The sequence below is a fragment of the Pyrobaculum ferrireducens genome (assembly GCF_000234805.1).
In the GTDB taxonomy this organism is placed as follows: Archaea; Thermoproteota; Thermoprotei; order Thermoproteales; family Thermoproteaceae; genus Pyrobaculum; species Pyrobaculum ferrireducens.
Window position 1 is genome coordinate 2,383,347 of sequence record NC_016645.1, and the last position, 14,444, is coordinate 2,397,790.

Below are 14,444 nucleotides of genomic sequence, written 5' to 3' on the forward strand. Positions count from 1 at the left end.
GCTAGAGCCACTCTGTTAATTTTTTCTCTAGGGCCGACATTGCGGCGTAGGTGAGGACCCCGGCGGCGCTTAGGGTGAGGATGGCGGCGTACATCTCTGCGAAGTCCAGCCTGTGCCAGCTGTCGTATATCAAGGCGCCGAGTCCGTCGGTCAGCGCGAGGCTCTCTGCTATGAAGGAGACTGAGTAGGCGGTGTTTAGGGCTATTTTCAGCCCCGTTATTATGCCGGGGAGGGCGGAGGGGAGGACTGCGTACCTCACGACGGCCAGCCTCCCGCCGCCCATGGTGTAGATCAGCGCGGCGAGGTCCCGGGGGAATCTCTGTGTCCACTCCATCACCGAGAGGGCCACCGGGTAGAAGGCTATTAGCGACATCAGCGCCACTTTACTGGCCTCGATGCCGAATAGGTGTAGGAGGATGGGGAGGAGGGCGACGTGGGGTATTGGGTAGGTCAAGAGCACCGCGGCTTTAAGCAGATTTGCGCTTACACGCTCGGAGAGCCAGCTCGCCGCCAGCCCCGCCGCTATGCCGCTAGCCAGCGCTATCGACGCCGCGGCGCCCACCCTGGCCAGCGTTGCGGCTAGGTTCTTCGCCAGCGTCGGGCCGTCGCGGAGGGCCCGGGCTACGACGTCGGCGAGGGGCGGGAGGTATGGCTTGTTCACCACGTACGCAACCGCCTGCCAAAGGGCTAGGAGTAATACGAGGGCCGCTAGGTAGTACCTCACGGCTTGTACGCCTGCCTGACGGCGTTTGCCAGCTCTGCCGCGTCTCTGCTGTACTGGCCGGGCGCCAGGCTTGACACCACAGTTAGCGGGGGGCCCCGCACAATGTATATATAGCCCCCGAGGTCTACTGCGTCTTGTACATTGTGGGTGATCACCAGCATCGTCTTGCCGAGTTTCCGCAGGGCCTCTATGACGTCGCGTCTGTAGTCTATGTCGATCATGGAGAGCGGCTCGTCCAGCAACCACACGTCTGCGCCTGAGGCCACCGCCCTTGCTATTAGGACTTTCTGTTGCTCTCCCCCGGAGACCTCCCTGGGGTATCTGTCTAGTAGGTGGCTTATCCCCAGCGCCTCGGCGACGTCTCTAACTCTCTGGCTTATTTCGGCGGGCTGGAGACCCCTAATCTTTAAGGGTATGGCGATGTTGTCCCGTATCTTCATCCACGGGTAGAGGCCGCCGGTCTGGGGTATGTAGGCTATCCTCCCTCTGAGCTCGGCGGGGGGCCTCCCCATCACCTCTACATAGCCTCTCTGGGGGGTTAACACGCCGGCTACCAGCTTTAGGAGCGTCGTCTTGCCGCTTCCGTTAGAGCCGAGTATGGTCGTGATGCCCTTGGGGAACTCGGCGGTGAAGTCGTCTAAAATAGCTGGGCCTCTTCTATACCTGAAGTACACCGCGCGCAGGGCGATCACGAGACGCAGTCTTCGTATCTCAGTTGCTGTTTTACGAGGCCTTTCTGGAGCAACCAGCTGGAGGCGTCGTTGAATACATCCCGGGGGAGCTGGGCGATGTGCGCTCTCCATACTATCTGGTACCTCTGCCTAAGGGGCGCTGGCAGGTTGAGCCTCTCGGCGAGTATATCTCTGTACTTTGCCGGGTCTGTGTTGTAGATATCTACTGCCTTGTTGAGGGCTGTTATTAATTTCTCCAGAGCCCGCCTCCCCTCGGGGGTGCTTGTTATGGAGCTACCTGCCACCAGCACCACGAGATCTCTGTGCTTGGCGAGCAACGTGGCGTTGTTTAGCAAGGCGAGGGTGCCCCAGGGGTCGGGCATCACGGCGGCGTCCACCTTCCCCTCTATCAAGAGCTGGTATCTATTGGCTATGCTGGGCACGTCGACGAACTCCACGTCGCCCTTCACGAGCTTGGAGGCGACGTATTCAATAATGGTATTTTTCGAAATTGCCACATTCCTAACCTGCGCGGCGCCGGGGGCCTTTACGTAGTAAAACCCCACGTTTGACTCGTTCTCGGAGAGGCAACAGACAAAGCCCACTATCTTGATGGGCACGCCGTTGCCGATCAACATGAGGGCGCCCACGGGGTCGTGTATAGCCACGTCTATCTGCCCGCTGGCGATTGCGGCGTCGCGGTCCCTGGCTGAGCCGAAGTATGTAATCTCCACAGCGACGCCCTCCTTTTGGAAGAGCCCCTCCCTCTCGGCAACCACAAAGGGGAGGGCGTCGACTATGGGCAGGAGCCCGACTCGTATCTTTACCGTGGGGACCTCCCCGGCCTGTTGCGGCTTTAGCATGAAAAACATGGAGATTGCGAGGACTGCTACCAACACAGCCAACGCTATGAGAATCCGCCTCACGGCCGGTGGTTTTTTCCGAGATAAAAATTTGAGTTCTACAGCTTGAAGAGGGCTGAGAAGGTGCCTAGGCCCAGGGCTTCGCCGATGAGCAGTATGCCGAAGGCTATGGATAGGATGCCCACTATATACTCCACCCGCCTGCCCCACATGCTCCACTTCATGCTTCTAGAGGCCTTGAGGGCTCCTCTCCTCGCCACGTTGATTAGGGCGTATACCACGGCGGCGAGCCCCGCGGCGTAGGCGAGCGTGGAGGCGAAGAGGGCTATGTAGTTCCCCGTCACCGCCGACGCCACGAGGTTGGCCACGACCACCGCCCCGAATAGAGGCGCTATGCAGGGGGTCCACACGGCGCCTAGGGAGAGGCCAAGGGCCACGTCGCTTAGCTTGCCCAGCTGGAGCTTCGAGGCTTTGTAGGCAGAGGTCTGGAATCTCGAGGCCCACACCATGAAGGCATTGTTCAGCCTCTCCACCACGAGGACGGCGCCCATTGCGATTAGGGCGGCCCCTCCCACGGCGTACAGGACGGTGTTTACAACTGACCCAGCCCAGGTGGCCGCCGCGGTTACTACGGTGGCTATCGCGGCGAATGACAGCGTCATGCCAGCCAGCACCAAGGCGAGGCTACGGCGGGCTAGGTAGGTGGTGGCGGCGATAGTGAGAACCGGCAGTACACACGGCGAGAACACGCTCGCGGCACCCGCGGCGAAGGAGACGAGTAGCTGGAGGTAGGCGCCAGGCGTAAGCGGGGATGCCTCCGCGCTGGGAGTGGGCTGCGTCATTTGTGCGGCGCCTTTCTCTGGGGTAGGCGGAGGCGTATTGGCGGGTTGCGGCGTCTGCTGAGTCTGGACGTTGGCGTAGGCCGTCTTTACGAGCTGTAGGAATACGTCGGGAGGGGCGGCGCCTACCATTATGAGGGTGACGTGTATCTCGCCGTTTTTTACGTAGCCCATTACCACGGTGGGGGTGCCTATCACCGGCACGTTCTGCCTCCCGCTCGCCTTGGCGACGCGTAGAGATCCCTCGCTGTAGATATACACCTGGCCGTCAGCCACCACCTCAAGCCCCCGTATGAGGTACTTGGCGAGGTCTATCGAAATTAGGTTGACGCCGCTTAGGGCAGACGCCACCTGCGGCTGGGTGAAGACCTGTGTTTTTAGGTACTGGCAACCGGGGCAGTCGGGCTGGTGTATAAAGATGAGCAACGGCCCGTCTCTCAACGCCGAGGCGAGGTCCTGCGCGGAATTGACATCGGTGAACTGTAGCTGTCCAATCTGCAAGGCGAGGACCAGAGGCGCGAGGAGTAGTAGCGGCGCGAGACGCGTCATGTTTTATTTGCATAATTTGCATATAAAAGCATGGAGGTGGTCAGAGTCGTCGTGGGCCCGCTGGCCACGAATTCGTACGTGGTGTGCCAGGGCGACGAGTGTGTGGTGGTGGACCCCGGCGACGAGGGCGAGAGATTGCTTAGGGCTCTGGGCGGGAGATCTCTGGTGGCCGTCGTGGCGACGCACCTCCACTTCGACCACGTGGGGGCGGTGGCGCACCTCGTGGAGGCCACAGGGGCGCCTTTCTACGCCCACCCAGCCGACTGGCGTATCTACAAGGCGCTGAACGAGGTGGCGCCTAGCTGGGGCTTTGAGGTGCCTGAGTTGCCTACCCCTAGAGATCCCGGCGAGAGGCTGTGGCTCTTCGACGTGTTGCACACCCCTGGGCACACCCCCGGCTCCATATCCCTCGTCGCCGGCGACGCGGTCTTCACGGGGGACACGCTGTTCCGCGGGTCGGTGGGGAGGACGGACCTCCCCCACGGCGACTGGAGGGAGCTGACGCGCTCAGTCTGCCGCCTATACCAGCTCCCCGGCCACCTAGTCGTTTACCCCGGCCACGGGCCCCCTACCACAATCGGCTCCGAGGCCGCCGGCAACCCCTTTATCAACGCCGACGTTTGTGGCAACGAGCGACAAAGCAACAGATATTAACAGCCTACCGGTGATGGACGTGCAGACCTCTGGCAGAGCTAAGCTTCTTCAGTACCCGCCGCCCCCCGTGCTCACGCCGCAACTTATCACCACCGTTTCGCTGATCTCAACGCGGCTGTATGGGCTCTTCGACCTTGGGATGTTCATCGCGAAGCTCGTGGAGGCCGGCGTGCAGAAGTACGGCGAGCCTCTGGACCCCTGCTGGCTGTACATAGTGCTCCCAAATGGGTATAAACACTTCGCCTACTTCTCCGCAGACGTGCCCCACGGCGACGAGTTCGCCTCCATTTACCCAGACCCCTACCTCGGGGCTTTGTTCATAGCGGCGTCTGGCAGGAGGGCGGCCTTCAGGCCGCTTGGCAATGACTACCTAGACGGCCTCTTCGAGACCTTGGCCCAGGCCGAGGGGTGGAATATCCACATCTCCAACTACCTGGAGTTTGAATACTACCAAAACAGCCACATGGTGAACGAGCAGTGCATAATCGAGAAGCTGAAGACTGTGCTCCCCAGAGAGGCTACATATGAAAAAGACGCGTTGCTCTCGATTCTGGTGCCGACGATGCCTCAGGCCTTCCTCACAGATCCCCACCTCACGAAGCTGATAGCGCTGGGGTTAATGGAGTACCGGGAGACGACGATAGTCCCCACCCAGCTCCTGGTCTCGTTGCTCGGGATGCTTTTTTAAACCCGGCCGCACCCGCCGGTAACGTGAAGGTGGTGGTGCTCGGGGGAGGTATAGCGGGGGTCTTCGTAGCTTACTTCCTCAGAGAGCGCGGTTTCGACGTCATCGGGATCGGCGGCGAGTTGACGTACCCCCTAACCTCGCTCGTCCTCACCACCTCCATGCCGCATGTAGAAGATGTGGAGCTAGCCTGGGAAAGCTTGGAGATTTACAGGCGATTTACACATCTCAGTGAGGTGACGTCTGTCGACATACTCCCCAGGTGGGTTGACCTGTCGCCGCTCAGCCGCGTGCCGCACGACGTGGTGGATAGAGTGGAGGGGCTGCGGCTAGATCCCGACGAAATTGCCGTCGTCACCACCGACTACCTAGTGCCGGTGAGGCGCGTGGTCAACGCGTTGCGGAAGATGCTGGGCTTCTCAGAGGACTACGGGCTACTTAAAGTGGAGGGGGGCAGGGCGTACGTGGTGGCGAACGGCAGAAAGATTGAGGGGGATGTGGTGGTGCTCGCCGCCGGGTATAGAAACAGCCTAATAGCGAGGGAGGTCGGCTTGGAGGTCCCCCTGGCGCCCTACGAGTGCTACGCCGTGCTTTCCATCGTCAGCTGGAGGGCGAGGCGCTACAGCATCGGCGACTACGTGCTCGGCTGGTACGGGAGGCCCGCCGCGCCGCCGTTTTACATTGCGGGGGATGGCTGCGGGAGGTACGGCGAGGGGCCGCCGCCGAACTACGCCGATAGGATGGGAAACTTAATGTCGAAGAGGCTCGGCGTGGCTGTGCCTCTCTACGTGAAGACGGGGTACTGCGAGGTGGGGCCCCACGGCGGGCCGCTGTACGGCAAGTACCCAGGTCTGGAGAATCTATACGTTATAGGGGGGTTCAACGGCTACGGAAGCATGGTCGGCCCCGCCCTCGCGCGGCGCCTGGCGGATCTCGTGGCGGGAGGCGGCGCAGACGACGTTTTTAGACTTGAAAAAATGCCCCTCCAGAGGCGGATCAACCCATGTGAGGTGGCCGAGAGGCACGACTGGGGCGGCGTGCTACTACGCAACAGTTAAAAATTGCGTGATCTGACGAAACGTGGACAAGTCGAGGGAGAAGATGATCCTCATATCTTTCCACATACCCCAGCCGTATCTAGAGGCGCTGGACGAGCTTGTGAAAGCCGGGGCCTACCCCAGCCGTAGCGAGGCCATCAGAGCGGCGCTTAGGGAACTACTGGCCAGGTATAAGCTGGACGGGGTCTAGATTTATATCAAAACCTTTACCGGGGAGCCATGTTTGGTCTACTCTCTGCGCTGGTCGCGGCTCTCGCTTTTTCTATCAACGCGCCGCTGGCATACGCCGCGTCTAGGAGAGGCGTGTCTTCACAAGCTCTGGTGGCTGTGCGCAACGCCGTGGCTCTAGTAGCGCTCCTCCCACTGGCGGATTTCAAAATAGGCGCCGCCGCTGTGTTGTTAGTAGCGGCCTCGGCGCTTTTAGGCCCCGGCTTGGGGGACTACGCCTACTTCAAGGCGTTGACGCACAGCGGCGTGGCCACCGCGGTGACTGTGAGCTATACGTACATATTCACAGCGCAGCTATTCGCAACGGCGCTGGGCCTAGAGGGCGCGAGGCTTGGGGCCGCGGCGGGCGCCTTGCTGGCGTTTGCAGGTATATACATAGCCCTTGGCGGGAGGCCTAGGGGGGTCGGCGTCTTCTACGGGGCTCTGGCCTCCCTGAGCTGGGGGGCCGCCTCCGCGTTGCTCGGCGTCGCGTCTAGAGAGGCAAGTCCCTACACCATCGCCGTAGTTAGGTCGGCCGTGTTGGCCCCCCTCTTCTCGCTGTTCACCAATTTCAACGGGGCTCAGAGGCTGGGTATCTTATACGCGATTTTGTCGGGCGTGGTGGGCCTAGCCCTTGGATCCACCGCGTTTATATACGCCATGTCGCAGATCGGAGTAGCCGCCACCGTAATAGCAACCTCCCTAACCCCAATACTCTCCCAGATACTCGACAGAGTCGTTAACAAGTCGGAGATCTCTCCGAAACACATATTAGGAGCGGCTCTGGTGGGGCTTGGCATAGCGATTAGTGTGATGAATAACTAGACACCGGAAAAATGAAGATCTGACGACGGACTGACTAGCTCTTCTTTAACTCGGCAAGCCTTTTATTCACCTCGTCGAGGATCTGCTCCTTGGTCTTCCCCTCGGTGGAGATCCCAAGCGACTTGGCTAACTCGATTATTTTCTGATCTATCTCCTCCCTCCTCTCAGCTCTTTTTGGCTCCTCCTCTATCCCGGAGGCAGCTTTTCTAAACTCCCTTATTGCCTCGCCCATGCCGCGGGCTAGGGATGGCAGTTTTGAGGGGCCCCAGATTAGTATAATCACGATGGCGATAAGGACTATTATCCACTCTTGTCCGGCCAGTATTAGATACATGTGGATCTAGGTGGCACTGATTTATTAATCTTTCTCGATAAAGAGATTTTTATACAGACTTGGTACACCACGTGGATAAGCCCCCGAGGGATAAGGAGATGCCGCTGTGGGAACATCTAGCTGAGCTTGGACAGCGCCTTAAGCGTGTGTTTGTCGCCTTTCTAATTGTGTTTATTATCATGTGGATGCCGGCGCCCAACGTGACGGACGGCAATATCCTCAGCGTATTCGTCTCCTTCTTCTCCACCGGCGAGTACAACCCCCTTGCGTATTGGATATTTATGCAGACCCTAAACCCGATGATAGAGGGGCTCAACAAGACGGGAAATATCAGAATTGCTCTCATCGCGGGGGAGGTTTGGAATCCCTTATCCGCAGTTATGTACGCCTCCCTCTACCTAGCATTGCTGGTTGTATTTCCCTACGTTGTGTATGAAATATGGCTGTATGTCCAGCCGGCTCTATACCCCCATGAGGAGAGAGCTGTGAAGAAGTACCTATGGGCCGCGCTTGTCTTATTCTACGCCGGAAATTTATTCGGCATCTACATCGTATATCCAGCTATCTTCCGCTTTATCGTGGGGCTTTCACAAGTTTTAAAAGTTGAGCAGATCTTCAGCGTCTCATCTGTAGTGAGCTCCTGGGTCCAAATGGCATTTTGGACCGGGGTCATTTTCGAAACGCCAATCGTCATCGCAATACTGTCTGAAATCTGCCTCTTAGATCCCTGGCGTGTTTCTGAATACCGGCCGCTGATCTACGCTGCGGCACTCATCTTTATCGCAGTGGTCACACCAGACACCACCTTGGTGTCTACCTTCCTCACCTTCATACCATTCGCCGTGCTATTCGAACTGGGGATTATGTGGAGCAAGAGAATCGTCCGCAAGTGTCCAGACATTAGGCCTCCCAAGTAGAGCCACGGAGAGCCCCGAAGCCGACAAATCACATACGCGGGACGCCGTCCGCCTCTAATCTCTCGATTATCTACTTTTATACAGACCGTAGAGATAGACCAGTTTAGGAGTCGGCAACCAGCCGCCGGGCGTCTGTCTAATGATATCCCATTTTACCAGGTAGCCGAGTTGCCGGGGATCTGCAAAGTCTTGTAGGTAGCTTTGGCTGAGCACTCCTTGAGAAACTAAATCGTCGAATATGCCCATGTCGAGGCCAAGCACCATGGCGACTCTCTCCAACGCCTTGGCGAAGTCCCTTTGTTGCGAGCTACATGTCTCTTCGCCTAGGCCTATTGACCCCAGCTGGACAGCTCCTTTGCTTATAGAGACGTCTCCCACCGCCTTGATGTATCTCTCTCTTAGATATGGCGGAACCGAAGAGTGGAAAACCACGTCCCCCGGCAGGTTCAGCGGCCGCGTCACCAATAACTGAAGCTCGGCGCCGACGGACTCTGCATATTCCGCAATTAGGTGGGCATACCTCTCGTAGCCGAAGCGTAGATCTACAGCAAGAGAGCCAACGCCCGTAGAGGCGAGTGCTATAGCCGCCGTGATTGGGTCAGGCCATGGGGCTACACACTTCGCGGCGCCCTCCCCACTGGGCATCAGCTTAGCGATCCACGAGTCGCCAAGGGGGAGCTGGCTGTAGAGCAGGAGGGAGTCTAGATAGGGGAGCCCCAAGTCGAGTTGATCCAGTAACGCGTCTGTTATATCTACGCCGTGTATCTGCCTGATAGACTTGGCAAGGTAATAGTACGAGTGGGGCAACGGCGTCGGCGGCTGGCACCTGCACTTCGGCGAAACTAAAGCGGCGACCTCGCCAAGGGCGTGCAGCCCCCCGCTGTGATCAACCACCTGCAGCACCACATCAGGTTTATATAAATGGGCTATTTAAGAGACATGAGCGTCGCCGGCATTAGGTTTGACTACATCCACGCAGAGAGGCTGGGGATCCCACCCCCCGGCGCCCAGCTACAGATGAACATGCAGGTGATGATCGAGGGCGAAAGGGCGGTTAAGAGAAGCGGAGTGACGGAGATCCCCTTCACTGTGAGCATCTCCTCAACCCCCGGCGTGGTGACTGTCACCATCAGAGGAGTCGCGGCGGTGCAGGGCGAGGTAGACGTGAAGAACCTCCCGCCCCAGGTGGCGGGGCCGATCATGCAGGCAGCCCTCTTCGAGGCCGCCCTCATAATGAGAGAGCTGGGATTCCCGCCGCCCCTGCCAGTGCAACCACAGCCCCCGCAGACACCCCACTACGCGTAACGGATCCAAGTGATGTATCACATAAAATCTGTCTCCTACGCACACTCTTCTACTACAAGTAGAGCTGGGATTGCATTGTGATACCATAATCTTAAACAAATACAAGATCTGTAAGAGTTAAATAATATCTTGGTCTCTATCTATGATAATTAATCTTGAACACTAGAACCATCAAAACCCCCGCTAATTCGCTTGACTGAGTCCTATATAGTGCTTTCTTAGCTTTCATGATGTCAATAGCTTAGAACTATATAAGTTTTATGAAACAAAAAATAAATTTTAGAAATTTACATACCAGCTCATGTAATTTATTCTAGTGTAGTCAATCCATCTATGAAAATCACATTGTAAGGCTCTGTAGTAGAGAGCCCTTTGTCTACTATATTTACAATGTTGTAGGTGTCAATTAATACATATGTTTCATAACTTGCTGATCGCTTAAATTCTTGCGTCCTGATAAGTACCCTACCTATTGGAAGCGTTTTTGAATAGCGGTGTACAGTACTGCTGGCCCCAATATCAGAGACAAACTTCACACGGACAATAGCAGAGCTTGGAGCAAACACATTCTCCCAGTCGGTGCCTATGGCGGCGAAAGATACGTCAAAGCCGGCGTCTTTAAGAAGAGCGGCCAGGCTAAGGGCGTATAGGGTGGGCTTGTCTAGGCTTTGCACAGCTGGTTGAAAAGCTGTGTTGCCAGCGGCGCCTAGCTGTTTTTCAACCTCGGCGGCAAGCGCCTCTCTATTCTCAAGCCAGTAGTTGTATATGGCATACATCCGGAATATATCTCTACTGGGAACCCCCGGAGCGCCGACCACATAAGGCCTCTGTGGGGAAGGTGGCGGCGTATCGTAGTAGTGCCATTTTTGTATGTACTTCGTACTGAGGTTAAATATAACATTACGGCCTAGATCATTAGAGATTACAACAAAATATGTCTCATTGCTAGGTGAGGTAAATCTTAAATATCCTCTTCCCTCTGCTACAGGTCGTTTTTCTTCCACGTAATCTATTAATCGATATACAGCAATCTTTAGATTTTCAGACGTACGTATCTCAACCACTTCATCCTTAGTCAACCAGTAAGCCCAAATGTCGTAACGCCCGTTAGATAAGTTCAGATTGCTGTACACGTAGGTTCTTGTGAAATTCCATGTATAGCCTACTTGTGGGGCTTTTAGTATAATTCTGCTCAGTACAAGTTTTAATTTTTCCACATAGTTGCGGCCGCTGTGAATTCTCTCTCTTAGTTCCTGCATAGTGGCGTTGAGCGCCTTTATCTCTGCTTCTAGGGCGTCTCTCTGCTTAGTCAGCTGGTCTCTCTGCCGTGTCAGGTCTTGTATCTGGGACTGGGCGTCTCTCAGCCGGTTTTGTACGTCTTGGAGCTGGGCTGTGGTGCTTTCCAGCTCGCGCCTAGTCTGCTCAAGTCTTCTATTAGCCTCGTCTAGCTGTTGTTGTGTAGTCTGTAGCTTGCCCTGGACGTCAAGTAGCTGAGCCGTAGTCTTCTGCAACTCCTCACTCCTCGCAGTGAGCTGACGCTGAAGATCCTGAATCTGGCCCCTAGCCGCGTCCAGCTCCCTCTTCAAGGCTCCATTTTCTACAGAGGCCCCGTACCAAAGTACAGCAAAAGTCCCAGCAATTACGGTTATTATGGCAACAGCAATTATTTGTGGCTTTAAATTCATAACAGTCTGGATAGATCGTTTTTATATATTTTGTTGTCGTAACTAAGTACAACTACTGTTCTACGCCCTTTACTAAAAATAGTGATTTTAGATCTCGCTTCATGCCTGTGGAGGTGCTTAGTAGCTACCTTAACCCCACCCACACCGAGAAAGCACGATGTCGCCAGCACTACCCCTATACATACTCGTAACTATGCTCACAAGGCACAACAGTTAATACATTATATAACACGCTACCCGTAATTAAAGACTATTCCGAGATAGGCTAAGATGACTAAATAAGTACATACTCTAAATTGTGTAACAGCAAACTCTTAAAAAGCGAGATATATCCAAGCACCGGAACTGGGATAAGGTAGCCTTTGCATGGACTCTGTACGCTTTCTCGCCGCATCGCTAAAGCTCATAGAATAATAGAGCTCAGTATATGTAGTGAGGTAACCGTTGTCATGAAATATGTAGATTTTGTAGCTCAGAAAAAGTTAAATAGTTAAATTAGCAAGGAGATATGGGAAGGGTTGCCGTGCTATTGCTACTACTGGTTGTGCTAGCTTTTTCACAACAAGCGTCTCCGCAGAATCAGCTTGGACCCTCACTAAATTGGGTCGTCGAGTCAAATCCATCGGATAAAGATGATGGCGCATTGGGCATCTGCCACGGAGATGAATATCTGTATATTGTTGGATACGACGAGGCGCCAGGCGACGCAGAGTGGCGAATTGAGATGAGGGATAAGAAGAGCGGGAGATTAGTAAAGATGTGGATATACAACCCCAGCAAGGGGGAAGATAAACTGAGTGATTGTGTAGTCATCGGCGATAGGTTGTACGTCGTGGGCTCTGACGTAACACCGGGCAACGCCGAGTGGGCTATTCTGATCTTTGACCTTAACTTGACCCTTCTTAGGTTAGAGAGATCAAATCCGTCAAGGGGGTGGGACAGGGCAGAGAGGGTGACTACAGACGGCAAGCATCTCTACATAGCAGGGGAAGAGGATGGCGTTTGGTGGCGCGTAGAGAAAAGAACCCTAAACCTCTCGTTAGTCAAGACGTATACGTCTAGACGCGCAGAAGGCTCTATGACGGGCATCGGAATAAACCCGGTTACTGGGCGTATATGGGCTGTGGGCTTTGTAATTACTGATAAGGGACTTGTAGGTAGAATCGAAATCCTTACAAGTGACTTAAATCTTAGTAACTGGTTTGGAGTGCTGGAGTACATACCGGAGGGTGTAGTTTTTGATAGTGAGGGTAATAGCTATGTGTATGGCGCGTTTGCCATTTTGAAATTCAGCTCAAAGAGCGAGTTGCTCGCGTACAGACCGGATGAGCCGGCTTTTGCAAGTGTGGTAGTAGGCAAGCGACTATATTCACTAGACTTTGATGTGTTGAATATGAGGGAGTTGAACTATTTGCTTCCCTTAGGCAAGAACGTTACTATTTTTGCTAATGTCTCTAATATAAGTCCTATGTGGAAGGCTGTCTTTGATGGCTATAGCATCTATCTGGCTGGCACTATAAATAGGACCAATGACCATAGATGGTTAATTGCCTCGGTTTCTGTGCCAGTCGTTGTGAATATAATTGAGATTGATGGGTTTGGGCGACTTCGCGACTGGGGGATCGAGGTGGTAAACTCGACTGGGGGCGTGGTGGCGCGTGGCCGTGGGAACGTCACCGTTGAGCTTCTCAGCGGGAGGACGTATGTCGCAAAGGTGGAAGGCCTCGGGACGCAGATTACTAAGAGTTTTGTAGCTAGCGATGGGCTGAGGGTGTCACTGGCGATACCTACGGCGTTGATCACAGCCAGGGCTGTGGACGGGTTTGGGCGGGTTAGGGACTGGGCCGTCACTGTGGTGGGGGTTGCCGAGGGGAGGGGAGCCGTCGGACCGGTGGAGGTTTTGGGCAACAAGTCGTATACTGTCGTTGTGTCGGCGTTTGGTCGGGTATTTAACAAGACTGTATATGTTACGCCCGGCTCTGTTTTAAACGCCACTGTGGCGGTGCCCACGGCGTATATATCTGCCAGGGTTGTTGACGGTTTTAAGAGGCAGAGGGAGTGGCCAGTGGAGATAGTGGAAGTGGGAGCCGGCGTGGGTGTGGTAGGGCCGGTGGAGGTACTTGCGGATCAGTACGTCGTGAAGTCGACGGCGTTTGGCGCTGTGTTTAACAAGACTGTGTCTGTGGTTGGCGGTCAAAACGCCACAGTAGTTGTTGAGATACCTACTGGGTTAATTACGGCACGGGTGGTAGACGGCTTTGGGGCTCAGAGAGACTGGCCTATCGCCGTTGTGGGGATAGCGGAGGGGCGTGGCTCTGTAGGCCCGGTGGAGGTGTTGGGTGGCAGGCGGTATGTCGTGACAGCTGTGGCGTTTGGGAAGAACTTCACCGAATACGTAGATGTTGCCGCTGGGGCTAACAAGTCCGTTGTGGTTAAGGTGCCAACTGGGAGAATTGCGGTGAATGTAGTTGATGGATTTGGGAGGATTAGGGAGTGGCCAGTGGAGATAGTGGGGCTGACCGCAGGTAAGGGGACGGTGGGGCCTGTGGAGGTTATCTCTGGCTCGTATACCGTTAAGGCCAGGGCTTTTAATAGGGAGTTTAGCGAAACGATTAATGTGCAAGCTGGTCAAGAGATTGTGGGGGTTGTTAAGGTTCCTACTGCCGTTATTAACGTGACGGTGCTTGATGATGAGAGAAAGCCTCTAGATAAGTATGTGGAGTTGGTCTTCGTAAATGGAGAAACCTATACCAAGCCGCCAATTAATCTGGAGTTGTTAGCAGACAAGTACCAAGTTAGAGTACGTGCTCTGGGTAAAGAGGTGGTTCAAGAGGTGGTGTTGGGCTCCGGAGAGGCTAAGAATGTGGAGATAGTTGTGCCGGGTACGGCTGGTGTCGACATAGGAGGAACCCGCCTTACATACACAACGCTAGGCGCCATTGCCGCTGGCATCGCCACGTCAGTGGTGGCAGTTGGCATCTACGCAATGAAGCGAAGAAAAAAGACTTGATACAATCAAAACTAACTCATTTTTAATATAGTATTAAGTAGTTAATTTAAAAAACTAACAAAAAACTAACAATGTAAAACCTAGCTATGGGTACCCTATTGGGGAACTTGGTGATAAA

15 protein-coding genes are annotated in these 14,444 nt (G+C 54.9%); 8 read left to right on the forward strand and 7 right to left on the reverse strand.

Features of this window, described 5'->3' with window-relative positions; translation table 11 throughout:
- Nucleotide 1: 1 nt before the first annotated feature.
- The 4 genes from P186_RS13265 to P186_RS13280 are packed head-to-tail and all read right to left on the reverse strand — an operon-like array spanning nucleotide 2 to nucleotide 3,646.
- Entirely contained in the window at nucleotides 2-724 is a 723-nt protein-coding gene (locus P186_RS13265; protein ID WP_014290034.1) for an ABC transporter permease, read from the reverse strand.
- Nucleotides 721-1,416 (reverse strand): ATP-binding cassette domain-containing protein, encoded by a 696-nt coding sequence (locus P186_RS13270; protein WP_014290035.1) that lies wholly within the window; start codon nucleotides 1,414-1,416, stop codon nucleotides 721-723. Before P186_RS13270 ends, P186_RS13265 begins: the two co-directional genes overlap by 4 nt.
- Complete coding sequence (locus P186_RS13275) at nucleotides 1,413-2,321, reverse strand: ABC transporter substrate-binding protein (RefSeq protein ID WP_014290036.1); 909 nt, start codon at nucleotides 2,319-2,321, stop codon at nucleotides 1,413-1,415. The genes P186_RS13270 and P186_RS13275 overlap by 4 nt, the downstream gene beginning before the upstream one ends.
- A 35-nt stretch (nucleotides 2,322-2,356) precedes the next feature.
- The gene (locus P186_RS13280) at nucleotides 2,357-3,646 is read right to left on the reverse strand and encodes a cytochrome c biogenesis protein (protein WP_014290037.1); all 1,290 of its coding nucleotides are present in this window, start codon (nucleotides 3,644-3,646) and stop codon (nucleotides 2,357-2,359) included.
- 30 nt (nucleotides 3,647-3,676) lie between these two features.
- On the opposite strand from P186_RS13280, the gene P186_RS13285 reads away from it, so the two are divergent.
- From P186_RS13285 to P186_RS13305, 5 genes are read left to right on the forward strand one after another with little or no spacing between them, the layout of a single operon-like run.
- A complete protein-coding gene (locus P186_RS13285; protein ID WP_014290038.1) occupies nucleotides 3,677-4,300 on the forward strand; it encodes an MBL fold metallo-hydrolase in 624 nt (207 codons plus the stop codon).
- 13 nt (nucleotides 4,301-4,313) lie between these two features.
- The gene (locus P186_RS13290) at nucleotides 4,314-4,988 is read left to right on the forward strand and encodes a hypothetical protein (protein ID WP_014290039.1); all 675 of its coding nucleotides are present in this window, start codon (nucleotides 4,314-4,316) and stop codon (nucleotides 4,986-4,988) included.
- 23 nt (nucleotides 4,989-5,011) lie between these two features.
- Complete coding sequence (locus P186_RS13295; protein ID WP_014290040.1) at nucleotides 5,012-6,043, forward strand: NAD(P)/FAD-dependent oxidoreductase; 1,032 nt, start codon at nucleotides 5,012-5,014, stop codon at nucleotides 6,041-6,043.
- A gap of 22 nt (nucleotides 6,044-6,065) precedes the next feature.
- Entirely contained in the window at nucleotides 6,066-6,233 is a 168-nt protein-coding gene (locus P186_RS13300) for a ribbon-helix-helix domain-containing protein (protein WP_014290041.1), read from the forward strand.
- Between the two features lie 29 nt (nucleotides 6,234-6,262).
- Nucleotides 6,263-7,075, forward strand: coding sequence for a DMT family transporter (locus P186_RS13305; RefSeq protein ID WP_014290042.1), 813 nt, complete (start codon nucleotides 6,263-6,265; stop codon nucleotides 7,073-7,075).
- A 34-nt stretch (nucleotides 7,076-7,109) separates the two neighbouring features.
- Here P186_RS13305 and P186_RS13310 read toward each other — a convergent pair whose 3' ends face one another.
- Nucleotides 7,110-7,409, reverse strand: a complete 300-nt coding sequence (locus P186_RS13310) for a Sec-independent protein translocase subunit TatA/TatB (protein WP_014290043.1) — start codon at nucleotides 7,407-7,409, stop codon at nucleotides 7,110-7,112.
- Nucleotides 7,410-7,507: 98 nt separating this feature from the next.
- On the opposite strand from P186_RS13310, the gene tatC reads away from it, so the two are divergent.
- Nucleotides 7,508-8,326 (forward strand): twin-arginine translocase subunit TatC, encoded by an 819-nt coding sequence (gene tatC / locus P186_RS13315; protein ID WP_148683256.1) that lies wholly within the window; start codon nucleotides 7,508-7,510, stop codon nucleotides 8,324-8,326.
- 66 nt (nucleotides 8,327-8,392) lie between these two features.
- On the opposite strand, the gene P186_RS13320 is transcribed toward tatC, so the two are convergent.
- On the reverse strand, nucleotides 8,393-9,232 hold the full coding sequence (locus P186_RS13320; protein WP_148683099.1) for a hypothetical protein: 840 nt from the start codon (nucleotides 9,230-9,232) through the stop codon (nucleotides 8,393-8,395).
- 33 nt (nucleotides 9,233-9,265) lie between these two features.
- On the opposite strand from P186_RS13320, the gene P186_RS13325 reads away from it, so the two are divergent.
- Nucleotides 9,266-9,631, forward strand: a complete 366-nt coding sequence (locus tag P186_RS13325) for a hypothetical protein (RefSeq protein WP_148683100.1) — start codon at nucleotides 9,266-9,268, stop codon at nucleotides 9,629-9,631.
- Nucleotides 9,632-9,939: 308 nt separating this feature from the next.
- Here the strand turns inward: P186_RS13325 and P186_RS13330 are convergent, their stop codons facing one another.
- Nucleotides 9,940-11,316, reverse strand: coding sequence for a glycosyl transferase (locus tag P186_RS13330; RefSeq protein ID WP_014290047.1), 1,377 nt, complete (start codon nucleotides 11,314-11,316; stop codon nucleotides 9,940-9,942).
- Between the two features lie 508 nt (nucleotides 11,317-11,824).
- Here P186_RS13330 and P186_RS13335 point away from each other — a divergent pair.
- On the forward strand, nucleotides 11,825-14,326 hold the full coding sequence (locus tag P186_RS13335) for a hypothetical protein (RefSeq protein ID WP_148683101.1): 2,502 nt from the start codon (nucleotides 11,825-11,827) through the stop codon (nucleotides 14,324-14,326).
- Nucleotides 14,327-14,444: the final 118 nt, after the last annotated feature.

What these genes read in the sequence shown, in the direction of transcription:
- tatC (WP_148683256.1), top strand. Translation starts at nt 7,508, where the DNA reads ATGCCGCTGTGGGAACATCTAGCTGAGCTTGGACAGCGCCTTAAGCGT.
- P186_RS13290 (WP_014290039.1), top strand. Translation starts at nt 4,314, where the DNA reads ATGGACGTGCAGACCTCTGGCAGAGCTAAGCTTCTTCAGTACCCGCCG.
- P186_RS13325 (WP_148683100.1), top strand. Translation starts at nt 9,266, where the DNA reads ATGAGCGTCGCCGGCATTAGGTTTGACTACATCCACGCAGAGAGGCTG.
- P186_RS13310 (WP_014290043.1), bottom strand. Translation starts at nt 7,409, where the DNA reads ATGTATCTAATACTGGCCGGACAAGAGTGGATAATAGTCCTTATCGCC.
- P186_RS13305 (WP_014290042.1), top strand. Translation starts at nt 6,263, where the DNA reads ATGTTTGGTCTACTCTCTGCGCTGGTCGCGGCTCTCGCTTTTTCTATC.
- P186_RS13330 (WP_014290047.1), bottom strand. Translation starts at nt 11,316, where the DNA reads ATGAATTTAAAGCCACAAATAATTGCTGTTGCCATAATAACCGTAATT.
- P186_RS13335 (WP_148683101.1), top strand. Translation starts at nt 11,825, where the DNA reads ATGGGAAGGGTTGCCGTGCTATTGCTACTACTGGTTGTGCTAGCTTTT.
- P186_RS13285 (WP_014290038.1), top strand. Translation starts at nt 3,677, where the DNA reads ATGGAGGTGGTCAGAGTCGTCGTGGGCCCGCTGGCCACGAATTCGTAC.
- P186_RS13280 (WP_014290037.1), bottom strand. Translation starts at nt 3,646, where the DNA reads ATGACGCGTCTCGCGCCGCTACTACTCCTCGCGCCTCTGGTCCTCGCC.